Genomic DNA, 17,248 nt, shown 5'->3' with positions numbered 1-17,248 from the left:
ATGGAACTTTCCCCAAGATGCTGCAAGGATGCCGCCATACAGGGTTTCGCCGGGTGCTCGCTGCGCTTATCGCGCTAGCAGCCCCTGAAGCCTTTGCATCCGAAATAGACATCCGCACCGCCTCCGCCCTCGGTTCCTCCGGCAACGCCGCCGACTACGTTCTCTCCATCGACGACTGCCGCGACCTCGCTGAAGTCAGCGTGCCCGCCACCGGCAAGCGCTTCCTGCCTACCGACGCCGCCCGCGACATCGATTCCAGCGTCGCCTGCTCGTTCAGCTTCCGCCTCGAAGGCACCGACGTCCTGCAGCCCGCCGTCAAGGTGGTCTTCGCCGATGGCCGCATCCAGGACTACAGCGAAACCTTCCAGCAGGAAAACGTCGCCCCGCAGCTGGAACTCGCCCAGCTGGCCATCGAAAACCAGGACGGCAACCAATACCTGGTCGCCAGCTTCGACGCCCAGGACGACATCGACCTCAGCTACCTCAGCCTATCCCTCACCGGCCTGCGCGCGTCCGATCTGCGCGCCGCCGGCGGCGTGGTCAGCCAGGCCGAGCGCCGGGCCTTCCTGCGCATGCCCGAAGCGCTCCGCGTCTTCCCCAAGGTGGATGGCCAGCAGCGCTACACCCTGCGCCAGCGCCTGGATGCTCCCCTCAGCGCCGAGGAAGTGGCGCGTAACGCCCTGGTCATGGTCCAGGCCGTCGCCGTCGATGCCTCCGGCAACCAGAGCAGCTTCTCCGACATCCGCTTCATCGGCGACAGCGTCGAAGAAGCCGCCCGCTCCATCGCCGTGCACCCCGACCGCCTGGTGTTCAGCGATGCCCTGCAGTCGGCCCGCCTGATTCCCGAGGTCGATTTCGAATTCCGCGGGCCGACCCCCCTGGCTGGCCTGGGCAACGGCATCAGCTACCGCTCTTCCAATCCGGACGCGGTCTGGGTCAGCGCCGAAGGCGTTGTCTATCCATTACAAGAGACCGCCGCCGAGGCGGTCTTTGTTTATGTGAGCTACCCCGGCCTGCCGGAAGTCAGCCTGCCGGTGAAGGTCGACTACAGCCGCCGCCTCACCGCCTTGCGCTTCGAAGGCCAGGCCGCCGGCCAGCCGCTGATCCTGCCGCGCCTCAACGACTACCAATCGCTGCCGGCGCTGCTGGCGGTCTTCGACGATGGCAGTGAATCGCCCCTGGCCGACAGCCTCGTCGTAGAGCTGCAACTGCCCAACGGCAGCGAAGGCATCCTCGACAGCAACGACCAGCTGCAACTGCGCGCCCGGGCCCAGGTGCCCGAGCAGAGCCCCATGCAGCTGCATGCCCGCCTGCAGCGTTACCCGGATATCGGTGTCGACCTGCCGGTCGCCGCCCAGGACGCCGCGCCCACGGTGGACCTGCAACCCGAAGCCAGCATCGCCGTCGGCTCGGTACTGGAGCTGCAGGCCAGCGCCAGCGACGACGTCGGGGTGAAGAGCGTGGAATTCTGGCTCGACGGCAGCATGGTCGGCCGTCGGCTGTCCCCGCCCTACGCCCTCAGCCTGCCCATCGAGCAGGAACTGGAAGGCCGCACCCTGCGCGTACGCGCCGTCGCCTTCGATGAAACCGGCAAGAGCCAGAGCAGCCCCGAGCGCGCGGTGCAGGTCGTGGCCAAGAGCAATCCCAAGGCCCCCGACTTCATCTTCGAATCCCCGGTGGATGCCCAGCGCGTGGTGGAGAACAGCCCGCTGCGCGCCGCCATCAGCGTCAACCTGGGCGTGCTCCCGGACGTGGAATACCAGAGCGGCATCAGCCAGGTCGAATACTTCCTCGACGGCCGCAAGGTCGGCGAAACCCGCTTCCCCATCTTCGAGCAGCGCCCGCTGGAGAGTGACCCGAAGCAGAAGCAGCTGTTCGAGGTCTGGCAGGTCACGCTGCAGGTTCCCGAGATCGCCCTGCGGGAAACCAGCATGGCGCTCTCCGCCCGCGTGCACGCCCAGAACGGCGCCGTGGTCGACGCCCCGGCCCGCCTGCTGCGGGTTCTGGAAAACCAGCGGCCCACCTCCCGCATCACCCAGCCCGCGGCCGGCAGCATCGCCACCGTGGGCCAGACCATCAGCGTCACGGTCGAAGCCACCGACGACACCCTCGAAGGCGGCACCGACATCTTCCTGCTGGTGAACGGCGAAGAAGTGCAGTCCTACCGTCACCAGGACCGCGACTACGACGGCTCCAAGCTCGGCCTGCGCAGCACCAGCCACAGCTTCCAGCTGCCGATCAAGCAGGACTGGCTCGGCCGCACCCTCGAACTGCGCGCCCGCGTGGTCGACCTGCACCAGCAATCCAACCTGTCCGAGCCCCTGATCCTCCCGGTCAAGGGCGACCAGGCCCCCACCGTCGCCCTCAGCCACCCGGTGGAAGGCGCACACCTGGTCTCCGGCCAGCCGGTCGAGCTGCGCGCCAACGCCACCGACGACCTCGGCCTGCGCCAGGTCGACTTCTACGTCAACGGCAAGCTGGTGGGCACCGACCTCAAGGCGCCCTTCGCGGTGATCTACCAGGCACCGGCCGGCGTCGACAAGGAAACCCCGCTGACCATTCATGCGGAGGTCACCGACAGCGCCGGCCAACTGGCCCGCAGCGCCCCGGTCAATGTCACCCTGGGCAAGGACGAGGAAGACCCGGTCATCAACCTGGCGTCCCCCTCCATCACCGTCAGCGATGCTGGTGACGACCTCGCGCCGGTGGTGGAAGACAGCACCTTCGTGCTCAAGGTCACCGGCTACGACAACGTCGGTGTCGAGCGCCTGGACCTCTACGGCGTCGCCAAGAAGGAAGGCGTCGGCTTCTACCTCACCGGCAACCCCAGCGACCACCTGAGCAGCGCCGACGGCAGCCTCTCGGTGCAAGCCATTCCCGGTGCCCTCAAGGCCTTCTCCACCCTCAAGGTGGTGGCCGCACCCAAGTTCAAGCACCTCGACGGCGTGCGCTACGACCGCTACCCGATTCGCGCCGTGGCCACCGACGGTGCCGGCAACGACAGCGAAGTGAAGGTGCTGATCGGCATCGCCGACGACACCAAACCCGAAGTCCGCGCCCTCAACCCGGTGCAGAGCCGGGTCTACAGCAAGGACAGCCTGCAGGTGGACGTGGTCGCCCACGACGACCGCGCCGTGCACGCCCTCGAAGCCAGCCTCTGGGCCGAAGGCGGCAGCGCCCCGCTCTGGCACAAGCGCCTCGACCAGCAGGCCGGCCTCAACATCGGCCCGGACACCGTCAACCGCCTGGTGGTGGACCTCAAGCCCCTCAACCTGGGCAACCAGGACCGCGCCCTGCGCCTGAAGGTCGCCGCCATCGACGACGGCGGCCAGCAGGGTGACGACCGCGAACTGCCCGTGCAGGTCATGGCCGACACCCTCGGGCCGCGCCTGGCCGTGGTCTCCCCGATCCAGGGCGCGCCGCTCTATGCCGGCAACCGCATCCAGGTCCGCCTGCGTGGCGTCGACGACACCCGCCTGGTGACCTTCAGCGCTCACAGCGGCACCAAGGAGCTGTACGCCAAGACCTTCGGCGAGAAACAACAGGTCGCCAGCTTCGAAGACAGCTTCCAGATGGACGTGCCCTCGGACCAGCAAGAGCTGGTGATCGAGCTGCGTGGTACCGACCAGTACGACAACGCCGCCCAGCCCACCCTCTGGCGCTTCCCCATCAGCAAGGACCTGCCGCCGACGATCAGCGTCCGCGCCCCGGCTCCCGGTTCGCGCCTCTACGAAGGTGAAGCCTTCACCGCCCAGGCCTTGGTCACCGACGACCGCGAAGTGAACCGCGTCGAATTCATCCTGCGCCAGGGCGGCCAGGTGCAGGTGCTCAAGACCGTCAGCGGCGCTGACATAGCCAAATCCAAGGAAGGCTACGTCGGTGCTGCCCTGCGCGTGCCCAACAAGGCCGGTGCCGATACCGATATCGCGGTGCGCGCCTACGACAGCGCCAACCAGGTCAGCGAAGCCTCGCTGGAACTGGAAATCATCGACGACACCGAGCCCCCGACCCTGCAGCTGAGCAAGCCGGAAGGCGACTTCAGCCTGCCCCCGGGCACCAGCTTCCAGATCCAGGGCAGTGCCGGCGACAACCAGTACGTCGACAGCCTCGACCCGGTGCTGATTGACCCGGACACCCGCGAAGAACACGCCATCGCCTGGGAACTGTTCAGCCGCAAGGACCGCGTCGAAACCGTCAAGGTGCCCAACCCCGGCACCCTCGGCGCCATCCTCGTGGGCCAGCGCTTCTACGCCGATTTCGACGGCCGCCTGCGCCTCACCCCCGAGCTCGCCCGCCGTTACGCCGGCAAGGTGTTGCAGCTGGTGCTGCGTGCCCGTGACCGGGGCATCAACGAAACCCGTTCCCCGGCCATCAACATCAAGGTCCTCGGCGACGAGACCGGCCCGCAGATCAACATCCAGTCGCCCATCGAGCGCCTCTTCGAGCGGCAGAAGACCAAGCTGAAGATCAGCCTGCAGGACGACACCGCCGTCGCCTCCTACGAAGTGCGCCTGCTGGACGACCAGGGCCGCGACGATCTGCTGACCAAGGCCGAAGGCCTCAGCCTGCCGCAGGTCGAGGTGCCCGCGAACGGCGCCACCGTCGAGCTCGACATCGAACGCTACCGTCCCCAGGCCGAGCCCATCGGCCTCACCCTGGTGGTCAAGGCCAAGGACCTGCTCGGCAACGAAAGCCAGGTCACCCGCCGCCTGCTGGTCCAGCGCGACATGGCGCCGCTGCTCAGCTGGAAGGACAGCACCCCCTCCGCCCAGCAGCAGCGCGGCATGCCCCTGCGCGGCAGCCTGCTGGTGCAGGACGACTTCAATGATGGCGTGCCGGAAAGCACCGCCCGCTACCTGTTGCTGGCCAGCTCCCTGCGTGACCTCGGCGGCGCCCGTGATGTGCGCGGCCTGACCCAGGTCGAGCCCATCAACAAGCAGAACAGCCCGCTGATCAGCATCGCCTACCCCGAAGCCCAGGGCTGGCAGGGCAACCTGCTGCTCAACGAAAAACCCTTCCTGCAGGTCAAGGACGGTCGCCTGATCGTCGCCGGCAGCGACCAGTTCTACCAGCCGCGCCTGCTCAAGGTGGGCGACCAGACCAGCACCTGGCAGCTGGAAACCTACTCCCGCAGCCTCTGCCAGGTACGCCCGGCCCTGCGTGACGTACAGGCCACCAACGGCCTGCTCGACCTCACCGCCCTGGGCGGCCCCGACGCCACCCGCCTGGTGCTGCGCCCCCGTAGCGGCGCGCCGGCCTTCATCCGCGAGCTGCAGTTCACCCAACTGGAAACCGCCCTGGCGGATGTCAGCACCGACGGCGGCACCCGTGTACCGGGTCGCTACGCCCTCAACCTGCTGCTCCAGGACGGCCTCGACGGCAACGCCCAGACCGCCTTCCTGCAACTGGGTGGCAGCGCCTCCCAGAACCATGCGGAAGACCGCTACAACCTGCTCCTGCCGGTGCCCGCCGAGGTGCAAAGCAACAGCCTCAGCCTGATCGGCCACGCCACCGACCGTCTCTCCCACGAGCGTGGCGACCTGGTGCTCGGCACCCTGCTGCAACAGCCCCTGCGGGTCGACGAGCAAGCGCCCCAGTCGCGCATCGTCAGCCCGGTGGCCGGCAGCGTCGTGGTGCCCATGCAGCAGCTGGACCTGAAGACCACCTTCGGTGACGACAGCTTGGGCCTGAAGAGCCTGCGCCTGCTGGAAAACCGTGGCCGTACCGTCCACGACCTCGGCGTCATCCTCGGCCAGACCGGCCTGCAACTGCCCTACCAGGTGCCCCGCGAGTTCTCCAGCGGCGAGCTCGAGCTCACCCTGGTGGCCGAGGACTGGAGCGGCCGCACCACCGAGCACAGCCTGCGCTACCCCCTGGCGGCCAACGAAAAGCCCCAGCTCAGCCTCACCGGCTTCAACTCCTACTGGGTCGACGGCAAGTACGAAAAAGCCCTCACCGACCCGGCGCGCATCAACTACGGCGAGTTCTGGGTGCGCACCCAGGAACGCTTCCGCCTCGACACCGACCTGCGCGACGACGCCGGCCTCGCCGCCTACCGCGTGCTGCGTCTGAAGCGCGACGGCAGCATCGCCGCCGTGGTCTACGAACGCGGCTTCCAGGTCAACTGCCCCACCGCACCGCCGCTGCAGGCGCTCGACCAGGCCGAGATCCTCTTCGACCAGACCGAACCCACCGAATACCGCATCGAACTGACCGACACCTACGGTCATGTCAGTGACCGCACCATCCTGGTCCACCCGCTGACCAACATGGTCCCCGAGGTGCGCATCACCGCCCCGGGTGACACCCAGGAAATCGCCGCCGGCACCTTCCGCATCCGCGTGGGCCTGGTGGCCGCCGACGACCGCAAGATCACCGCCGACCGCCTCAAGGTCTTCGCCAACGGCGTACCGCTGCCGGTGATCGCCGCCGCCGACGGCGCAGCCGGTGGTGACAAGGTGGTGACCGCCGCCTTCGCCAGCATCCACGACAGCATCCACGCCCGTTACAGCGCCTCCATGGCCGACGACTTCGGGCGCCAGACCAGCCCCTATGCGATGCAGCGCACCTTCGTGCTGGAAGTGCCGCAGGGCCTGGTCCGCTACAACGAAGACCTCAAGCTGACTGCCCAGATCGAAGACTCCGATGGTGCGGTCGGGCTCTACGAACGCACGATCAAGGTGATGGCCGATACCATCAGCCCGAAACTGCTGTTCAAGCGTCCCACCCTCGGCTTCGGCGCCATCGAAGACAGCGACTTCACCCTGGTCTACCAGGCCTTCGACAACGTCAAGGTCAACCGCCTGGTGCTCTCGCGCGGCTACTCGGTGCGCGTGCGGGGCGAAGCCCAGGACCGCGAGCAACCCTTCACCGTGGTGCGCACCATCGACGGCATTCCTTCCGAGGACTACGAGCCGGTCACCACGGTCGACATCGACACCCCCGAATACAGCCAGCTGATCCACGTCGACCGCCTGGCCGAGATCGTCCGCGCCTTCGGCCTGACCAGCGACCAGATCGAGCGGGTCAGCGTGCGCGTGCGCCTGGAAGGCTTCGACGCCGCCAACAACGCGGTGCTCACCAACAGCTACCCGATCAACATCGACGCCCGCCCGGTGATCGACGTCGTCGAGCCGGTGCCCGGCGCCAAGGTGGTGGAAGGCAACCCGCTGTACGTCAACGCCAAGGCCTTCGACGATGTCGGCGTCGAGTACGTGCACCTGCGCGCGACCTACGGCAACGGCCAGGCGCCCTACGAGATCCGCCTGCGCCAGTCGCCCTACAACTTCTCCGTGCCGATGCCGGCCTTCGACCCGGACAACCCCCAGGCCAACCAGGTGCAGCTCAGCCTGGAAGCGGTGGACACCTACGGCGTCGCCCACGGCGACCTGGACGCCCACCGCGCCGAAGAACACCTGACGGTGGAAGTCACCCGTGACCAGCTGCCCAGCGTGGTAGTCGGCGCGCCGCTGAACAACAGCGAGACCACCGAAGGCCAGCTGCTGCTGGTGGAAATCAACGCCGTGGACGACGTCGGCATCGACCGCGTGGTGCTCAACATCGGCGGCCTCAAGGGCGGCGACCGCAGCCTCACCGACATGATCTTCCCCTACGAATTCCTCATCGAAGTGCCCTATGGCCAGGCCGGCACCGACCTCAGCCTCACCGCCAGCGCCCTGGAGCGCCGCGCCGACGGCAAGGGCCGCAACGTCACCACGCCGCAAGCCGTGCGGGTGCGCGTACTGAAGGACGACAAGGCACCGCAGCTGCTGGTCAAGCTGCCGGTGGCCAACGGCGCCAGCATCGCCGAGAAACGCAACCTGCCGTACCAGCTCGAAGTCAGCGACAACGTCAGGGTCGGCTCCGTGAGCCTGGGCCTCTATGTCGACCGCAATGGCGATGGCACCTTCGCCCCCGAAGAGCGCGTCTCCGACCGCCTGCTGCTCACCGGCCCCTTCATCGGCAGCCTGCCGGTGGCCAGCATCGCCGACTACCTCGGACGCACCGAAACGCTGCCCGAGTCCCTCGCCATGCAGCTGCAGATCACCGCCCGTGACCCTGCCGGCAACGAAGCCAAGGAACTCATCCCGGTCAACCTGCTGCGCAACCAGCCGCCGGAGATCAACGCCATCAAGCTGCTGGATGCCCGCGGCTTCGCCATGGGCGAGGTCACCGAGCTTACCGAAGGCCGCGGCGTGGTGGTCCAGGTCCAGGCCAGCGACCCCGAAGTCGGCGTCGACAGCGCCGCGCTCTACTACGCCATCGGCCCGGCCGGCTCGGCGCCCAAGTACCAGGCCCTGGGCGAAGACTCCGCCGCGCCCTACCAATTCCAGTTCAAGGTGCCCACCGGCCGCGTCGACCAGGTGCTGCGCTTCCGCGCCAAGGCCCGTGACCTCGATGGCTACGAATCCGCCATGGTCGATCTGCCCGGCAGCATCCTGATCAAGGCCGACAAGCCGCCGCAGGCGCGCATCGTCAAGCCCGACAACGACAACTCGGTGGTGATCGACGGCCAGGACCTGGAAGTCTTCGTCGAAGCCTTCGACGACCTCGGCCCCGAAGGCATCGACCACGTCACCTTCTATGTCAACGGCGTACCGGTCACCACCACCGAGCAGAGCTACGGCCAGCAGGTCGGCAGCCACGCCCAGGACCACGTCTACCGCGCGCGCCTCGCCGCACCGGCGGGCGTCCAGGGCTTCACCGTCCAGGCCATCGCCTACGACACGCTGGGCCAGGCGGGTGAGACTCAGGTGGTCCGCGTCGGCAAGCTGGATGACACCGTGGTGCCGCGCCTGGGCGTGCTCTACCCGATCGACAAGGACGTACTGACCATGGGCGAAAGCCTGCGGGCGGTGGTGTCCATCGAAGACATGGGTGGCGCCATCCAGAGCGTCAGCATGCTCTGGCGCCGCGAATACCAGAACGACGCCGGCGAATGGAAGGTGGCGGACGAATACCCGCTGTCGCTGTTCCGCGATGACCAGCGCCAGCCGGGCGACACCACGCCGGTCAGCGACCCCGACAAGCACTACTTCATCTACTGGGCCGACATCAGCCAGGGCAACGTGCTGCGCCGTACCGGCCTGCGCAACGAGCGCCTGCACGTGCTCACCAAGGTGGTCACGCCGAACCACACCGTCACCCGCGACACCTACCACGAAGTGGGCTGGCCGCTGAGCGAGCGCCGCTTCATCGCGCCCCAGGCCGGTGCCCAGGCGTCCGCCAAGGGTGTGCACTACACCGCCATCGACCAGTACCGTGCCCTCGACCGCACCGGCGCGATGATCGCCGCCTGGGCCAGCGTCGACCCGCTGCGCGTCGAACAGGGCCTCGGCCTGCTGAGCAAGGAAGACGCCCTGCGCGGCCTCGCCGAACCTCGCACCGGCATTTTCATCATGGACGCCGTGGACGAAACCCAGGGCAACCAGAAGGGCGACTACTTCGCCTACTCGCCGCTGCTCAACGGCGCCGCCGAGATCTTCACCGGCACCATCGGCGAGCTGGTCACCGACGAGAACATCGTCCTCGCCGGCAAGTCCGGCGTCACCGCCCCGGGCAGCTGCCAGTCGAACGCCCTGGGCTGTCAGTTCGTCAACCAGTTCAGCGAAGAGATCCGCAAGGACTGGCACGGCGGCGACACCCCGAGCGAAGGCACCGGCGCCCTCTACCTGGACAACAAGGCCGGCGAGCTGCTGCTGTTCGGCCAGCGCAACGGTGACGGCCAGTTCGGCCTGCCCTACCTGAAGATGGGCCGCGTCGACATGCCCTACCCGGATGTCTACGGCCTCACCCGCAGCGGCAACCTGGCCCTGGTGGCCAACGGCGCCGGCGGCGTGCAAGTCATCGACATCACCAACATGACCGCGCCCTACCACGTCGGCTACATCAAGCCCAACGGCTTCGCCCGTGACGTCAAGGTACGTGGCCACTACGCCTACATCGCCGCCTCCGAAGAAGGCGTGGTGGTGGCCGACCTCAGCACCCCGGCCATGCCCCAGGTGGCGCGCATCGACACCCTCGGCGTCGCCAACCGCCTGCACCTGGTGGGCAACCAGCTCTACGTCACCGACATGGCCGGCAGCGGCGACAGCGCCCGCCTGACCCGCATCGACATCAGCGAGCCCGACCAGCCGCGCCTGGTCCAGGTGGTGGAGATCAAGCCGCACCGTCCCGACCAGGCCGCCGACGGCCTCTACGACGTGCACGTCTCCGGCAACCTGGCCTACGTCACCGAGCTGCTCTCCGACCAGGAAGACAAGCCCACCCAGAGCCTGGTGCAGATCCTCGACCTGGCCCGCATCGGCGAAAGCGGCCTGGACGCCAGCGTCCCGGTCATGGTCCAGCGCAACGCCACCACCGACAACTTCGCCATCCGTGGCGTGACCCTCGCCCGTGGCGCCATCCAGGTCGCCGCCGGCAAGGGCGGCATCGGCCGCATCGACCTGCCGGCCCTCACCGTGCTGCAACACAACCCGCAGGTGGGCGAGAGCGACGTCAGCACCCAGCTGCCGGCCATGCTCATCGAGCTGTCGGCGGTGCTGCCGGAGCAGACCCGCCTGGCCGACTTCGTCCAGGTGCTCGAAGGCGATGCCCAGATCGGCCGCGACGTCACCGGCCTGTTCGACCTGTCCTTCGCCGCCCGTGGCACCGACACCACCAAGCGCCGCATCCAGCTCACCCGCAAGGACGGCCAGAGCCTGCAGCCGCGCCAGCGCTACTACGTGCGCATCAAGCAGGGCCTGGCGCCCATCACCGGCCAACCGCTGGCGTCCGACTACGTCTTCAGCTTCAGCACCGCGCCGGCCGACGCCGCCTACCCGGACATCCAGAGCATCTGCACCCGCGAAAGCGCCGAGCGCAGTGCCTGCGTCAACGTCGGCGACGTGCGCGGCGGTACCGAGCTCATCGTCCGTGGCCTCAACTTCGGCGACCAGCCGCGCCTGCTGGTGGGTGGCGAACCGCTGGTGATCGAGCGCCGCGTGGTAGATGCCGCCAGCGGCGTGATCAGCCTCTACGCCCGCACCGTGCCCAACTACCCGGGCCCGGCGGCGGTCAGCCTGTACACCGAAGCCGGCCTCTCCGACACCGTGCTCGGCGGCTTCGTGTTCGTCGACGAACTGTCCATCTCGCACCTGGCCCCGGCCGTGGTGCGCGTGGCCCAGAGCGGCAAGAACGACCGCGTCGACCTGGTCGGCAAGGGCTTCCACGCCGGCCTCCGGCTCACCGCCTATAAGAGCGGCGAGCCGAACCCCGAGAAGAAGGTCATCAAGGTCGGCTCCGACGACCTGCGCCTCTACAGTGCGGAACGCATGAGCCTGCTGGTGCCGGACTTCCGCGACGAAAACGGCAACGGCTACCGCGGCTTCGTCGACCTCGAACTGGACGACGAACTGGGCCGCCACTACGTCCAGCGCAACGCCCTGTTCTACGGTCGCCTGGAGCTGAACCGCAGCCTCGAGAGCGAGAAGCCGATGACCGCCGAGGACATCGACAAACGCCTGGAAACCCTGGAGAAGGGCGGCATCACCGACTACGTGCCGGACCCGCTCAAGCTGCCGCCGGGCCAGATCGTCGACCTCGCCGTCGACAGCCAGCTGCACCTGTTCTACGTGCTCGGCCGGGGCGAACTGGGCAAGGGCTCGCCTGGACCCAGCCAGGTGTTCAGCCGCGAGCAGCTCGAGCACTACTACGCCCCGGGCTGGATCAGCCTGGTGAAATACGACCCGGCCAAGGTCGGCGAAGCCTCGCCGCGCCACGGCCTGGGCTACTACAACCTGCCCCAGGACATGAAGCCCAGCGCCATGGCCCTGGCTGACAAGCAGCTGTATGTGGTGGGTCGCGGCTACGACTTCCCCTACATCGACACCGAATACGAAAGCCGCAGCGTGCTGCTGGTCTACGACCGCGAAATCCGCGACCCCGACGACCTCACCGAACAGCCCCCGGGCAAGGACCGCGGCATCCGCTACAGCCTGCCGCTGCCCTTCACCCAGGCCGTGCCGGAGAAGGTCGTCGCCCACCAGGGCCTGCTGCTGATCGCCACCACCGGCGAAGGCATCGCCGTGGTCAGCGTCGCCGACCCGCTGCGTCCCACCGTGGTCCGCCGCATCACCCAGGCCAGCATCGACGGTCGCGTGCAGACCCTGGGCAACGTCCAGGACATCGCCGTCATCGGCGACAGCCTGCACGTGGTCAACGGCACCAGCCGCGTGGTCTTCGACCTGTCGCGTCCGTCCCTGCCGCAGCTGGGCGAATCCCGCGTGGGCGGCTACATCGGCCTCACCGCCGACGGCAGCCGCTTCGTCACCGGCAACGGCCTCAACCTCTACGACGCCAGCCGCCCGGCCTTCATCCGCGAGCAGGGTCGCTACCTTTCCAGCGGCTTCAGCGTGCCGGGCGAAAGCCGTGGCATCGCCGCCCAGGCCACCGCCGGCCTCAACCTGACCTTCACCGGCAGCGACGACAGCAGCGCCTGCGAGAAGGGCCTGCAGGCCTACCTGGGCTTCTACGACTTCAGCCGCACCGCGGAAATCGGCCTGCTGGACGCCCTCAGCCTGCCTTATTGCGTACGCCCCGCCGATTATCAGTACGAATACGACGGCCTGCTGAAGAAGCCCTGGCGCACCCAGCCGCTGGTCATCACCGACCAGGGTATCGCCGGCTTCGCCCTGCGCGCCGACGCCAATGCAGGCAAAGTTTCCCACCTCGGCCTGGTGGACCTGCTGACCCTGGAGCTGGTGGGCTCCACGCCCCGCGACCAGGCCGACGGCGTGCCCCTGGACAGCCCCCTGGAGCTGCGCTTCACCCGCTCCCTCGCCGCCATGAGCGACGAGCAGCTGCGCCAGTTCCTGGTGCTGCAGCGTGACGCCCAGGGTGACCAGCCGGCCACCAGCCTGCCCTTCGCCCTGCAACGCAGCACCGACCAGCGCACCCTCACCCTGGTGCCCGAACAGGCGCTGCTGGCCAATGCCAGCCACCAGCTGATCCTCAAGGGTGACCTGGCCAGCCGCCGCAGTCGTGGCCTGATGGAACACGCCATCCACTTCCGCAGCGGCCTGGCCGGCGGTGCCCAGGTGGCTATCCTCGACAGCCGTCCCGCCATGCTCGACGTCGGCGGTGGCGAGATCACCGTGCACTTGTCCGGCGTCACCGGCCAGCCGCAGTTCACCGTCTCCGGCCAGACCGCCACCGGCACCCTTGCCGAATCCCTGCCCGACGGCAGCGCCCGTTACCGCATCCAGGCGCCGTCCAGCCTGCCCGGCCCGGCCAGCCTGCAAGTGGTCGCCGGCAACGGCAGCAAGGCCACCCGTGTCGGCGCCGTGCAATTCGTCGAACCGCTGTTGCTGCGCTCGCTGTCCCCGGCCCAGGGCTCCCTCAACGGCGGCACCCGTGTGCTGATCAAGGGCCAGGGCTTCCGCAGCGAACTGGGCGCCATGACCGTCAGCTTCGGCGACATCCTCGCCGAGCAGTTCAAGGTGCTCGACGGCGAAACCCTCGAAGTCATCACCCCGCCTGGCCCCATCGGCACGGTGGATGTGCGCATCCGCCTGGCCAACGGCCAACAGGGCACCCTGGCGCAGTCCTTCACCTTCCAGCAGCCGCCGCAGTCGCAGATCCGCGACAAGGGCCGGGTCTACGACCTGGCGCTGGACCCCAGCGGCAGCTACCTGTTCTCCGCCCAGGGCAGCAATGGCGTGCTGGTCTACGACCTCAACGCCGGCAACTACACCGCCGACCCGCAGAAACCGCTGAACCCGGACGACCTGCTGCGCCTGATCGACCGTAACCGTGATGGCCGCGACGACCGCGTCATCTCCTCCATCAGCCTGCCGTCCGGCTACATCGCCGTGGGCGTCGAACCCTACTTCGAGCGCGGCTCCGACCGCGTCTACGTCACCGCCGTGCACCTCAGTGGCGGCAAGCCCGACGCCGCGCAACTGTTCACCGTGGCCTTCGACAGCCTCGACCCGTCGCGCACCACCCTGATCGGCTCCCTGGAGCTGCCGTCCAGCGCCGTGCGCGGCCTGCGGGTACGCAATGCGCGGGTGCTGCTGGCCATGGGCGAAGAAGGCCTGGGTGTGGTCGATGCCTTCCTGCCGAACAAGACCTACCTGGTGGAAAGCCTGGCCACCGACCCGCGTGTGCCGATGCTCGACGTCGCCACCCGTGACGCTGCGGCCGGCGAAAGCGGCCTGCTGGTCACCGTCGGCGGCGCCTTCGACTTCCCCAACAACCGCCTGCTGACCAAGGAAGAAAACGGCAGCGGCGGCTTCCAGGTCTACGGCCAGAGCAGCGGCCAGGGCCTGCAGCGCCTCGGCCACCTCGACCTGCCGGGCACCCGCGTGGTGCTGCAGGGCCGCTATGCCTATGTGGCCGCCGGCGCCAGCGGCGTTGCCGTGGTCGACCTGCAGGACCCCAACCGTCCGCAGGTGGTCGCCCGCGTCAACGACATCGGCTACGTCTACGACCTCGACTACAACGGCAACACCCTCTACGTCGCCCGTGGCGACAAGGGCGTGCTCAGCATCGACGTCACCGACCCGCTGCGTCCGCAACCCAGCCGCAGCATGCAGGCCCCCGAGGGCGGCACCGTGGAAAGCGTCGTGGCCAGCGAATACGCCGCCCACGCCGGTGGTGTCGACGCCAAGGGCAGCGTGCTGCAAGTGGTGCCGGACGTGGTGCTCAAGCTGCACACCGTCGACCCGCGCAACGGCATCCTCGACCGCCAGGTGGACGGCAGCCTGCAGGTCATCGCCCGCTTCAACAAGGCCATCGACCTGTACCCGGCCAACGCCGCGCTGTTCAGCGTGCTCGGGCCCCAGGGCGAGACCCTGCCGGCCATCGTGCAGATCCTCAACAACGACGCCCGCCTGACCCTGGCCGCCAGCGTCGCCGACAGCCTCAAGGCCGGCGACCGCCTCACCCTGCTGGCCAAGGCCGGCATCGCCTCGGTCAAGCCGTTGTCCGCCACCGACACCGTGGTGCTCCAGCGCCTGGCCCAGGACCAGCGCGTCGGCCTCACCTACCGTGGCGCCCGCGACGACACCCTCAGCCTCGAGGCCGTGGTACCGCGTCGCATCGCCCAGAACGCCACCAGCCTGATCACCGTCAGCGCCCGCGGCATCCCGGCCAACCTGGCCCAGGTGCGCCTGTTCCTCGGCGACCGCGCCCTGCAGATCGAAGGCGTCACCCGTGACAGCGACACCGCCCCGGCGGTGCTCAAGGTCAGCGTCCCAGGCATGCCGCGCCCCGGCCAGTACAACCTGACCCTGACCGTGCTGCGCGACGGCGTCTGGCAGCAGGCGGTGCTGGAAGGCGCACTGCTGGTGGATGCACCGATCCGCTTCGACGCCCTGGCACCGCTCTGGGGCCCGATCACCGGCGACACCACCGTCACCATCAGCGGCGACGGCTTCGAGCCGGGCAACAGCGTCATGGACGGCCTCAAGGTGCGCTTCGGCGGCCTGCCGGTGGGCCGCGTCCAGGTGCTGTCCACCAACCGCATGCGCGTCACCACCCCCCGTGGCGCCCCGGGCAAGGTGGAAGTGCTGGGTGAAGACCGCTACGGCAACCAGGCCCGTCTGAATGGCGAGCGCAGCTTCGGTTATGGCCTGCGCAAGCTGGCGGAACTGCACCCCTCGCTGATCTTCCCGAGCGACCTGTGGATCGACCGCGACACCGGCGTCGCCATCAGCAACGGCGGCCTCATGGTCGAGGGCTACGGCGCGCAGAAACTCGTTTCCGGCGGTTGGCTGCCGGAGACCTACCGCGCCGCCACCTTCTCTGTGCAGGACGCCTCCAAGCCCCTGCTCGTGGGCGGCTCGCCGGCCCTGCCCAGCGACACCCAGCGCCTGTCCCTGAAGCTCCAGGCGATGGCCATCAACGAGCGTCTGTCGGACGACTTCGGCGCCAGTGGCGAAATGGAACCCACCGAGGAAGAGCAGCAGGTCCTCAATCGCCAGGCCGCCCAGGACTTCACCATCGGCCTCGATTCCCTGCAGATCGCCCCGACCCGTGAATGGGAAGAAAACACCTGGCGCAAACGCCTCTACGTGGCCAGCGGCAACGGCGGCGTGGCACGCCTCAACCTGGACGAGCAGAACGGCCTGCAGGTGATCCAGGAAGAGAAACTCGACGGCCTCGTCAGCCGCCTGGTCAAGCAGGGTGACGGCCTGTTCGCCGCCACCGCCTCGGTGGATGTCGACCCGCCGAACAGCGACACCTGCGCCTTCAAGATCGGCGGCTCCAGCGGCCTCGGTCTGGCGGCACTGAACTATCAGGATGGCGAAGACCCGGTACGGGTCGCCGCGCCGGACGGCCTGAAAGGCGCCGGCCTGCTCAAGCTCGACAACGGCTGGCTGCTCAGCGGCGGCCTGGTGCAGGGCGCCAAATGGGTCAACTGCCCGGGCTGGGACGAATCCCTGGCCAAGGCCGTCGACATGGACAAGGGCGAGATCCGCAGCCTCAACCTGTTCGACCCGAGCCAGACCCGCACCTACAGCTTCACCGCCAACCCGCAGGACGTGCTGGTCTACGGGCGCTACCTGGTGGTCGCCGTCGGCGGCCGCGGCATCGAAATCATCAACCGCGACGAGCCGGAAGAGCGCGTCCTGTTCAGCCTCGACAAGCAACTGCAAGCCGTCGCCGGCCGTGGCGTCTCGCTGCGCATGGCCGGCAACCTGCTGTTCGTCTCGGCGGAAAGCGGCGTGGTAGTGCTGGACCTGGCCCAGCCCCTGCAGCCCCGTGTGGTCTCCGCCGGTAACCAGGAGCGCATCGAAGCCCTGGACCTCTTCAACAACCGCCTGGTGGCCGGCTCCGGCAAGCAGGGCCTGACCGTGCTGGAACTGCCCGGCGCCCTGGTGCTCGATGCCAGCGTCGCCCAGGGTGGCGTGATCCCGGCCAGCGAACAGGCCCTGAGCCTCAGCTTCAACGAGCCGGTGACCCTGGAATCCCTGCGTGCCCCGGGCGCCCTTCGCCTGCTGGACATCAGCAACGGCGAGCAGGTGCTGGCAGCCCCGAGCATCGAGGCCGTGGGTGGCGATGGCCGCTCCGCGACCCGCGTCACCCTGCGCTTCACCCCCACTGCCGGCGCCACCCTGCGCCTGCAACTGAGCGACGCCCGCAACCTGCGTGGCAGCGGCCTGTGGGCGCCCTACCAGGTGGACTTCAAGGTCGCCGCCGCCGGTGCCACCCAGCCGCGCATCCGCAACCTGGAGAACGCCCGCTTCCACCGTGGCGCCCAGGA

The 17,248-nt window shown here is 68.5% G+C and carries 1 protein-coding gene (only partly in view); it reads left to right on the top strand.

What is annotated here, in order from left to right:
- Positions 1-53 precede the first annotated feature (53 nt).
- Positions 54-17,248, top strand: the 5' portion of a protein-coding gene (locus PSm6_RS09355; RefSeq protein ID WP_265170106.1) for an Ig-like domain-containing protein. 25,696 nt of this gene lie beyond the right edge of the window; the window shows 17,195 of its 42,891 coding nt (coding positions 1-17,195); the start codon lies at positions 54-56; its stop codon lies off the right edge, out of view.

The sequence above is a fragment of the Pseudomonas solani genome (assembly GCF_026072635.1).
Taxonomy (GTDB): domain Bacteria; phylum Pseudomonadota; class Gammaproteobacteria; order Pseudomonadales; family Pseudomonadaceae; genus Metapseudomonas; species Metapseudomonas solani.
This window is presented reverse-complemented; position numbering and strand designations above follow the sequence as displayed.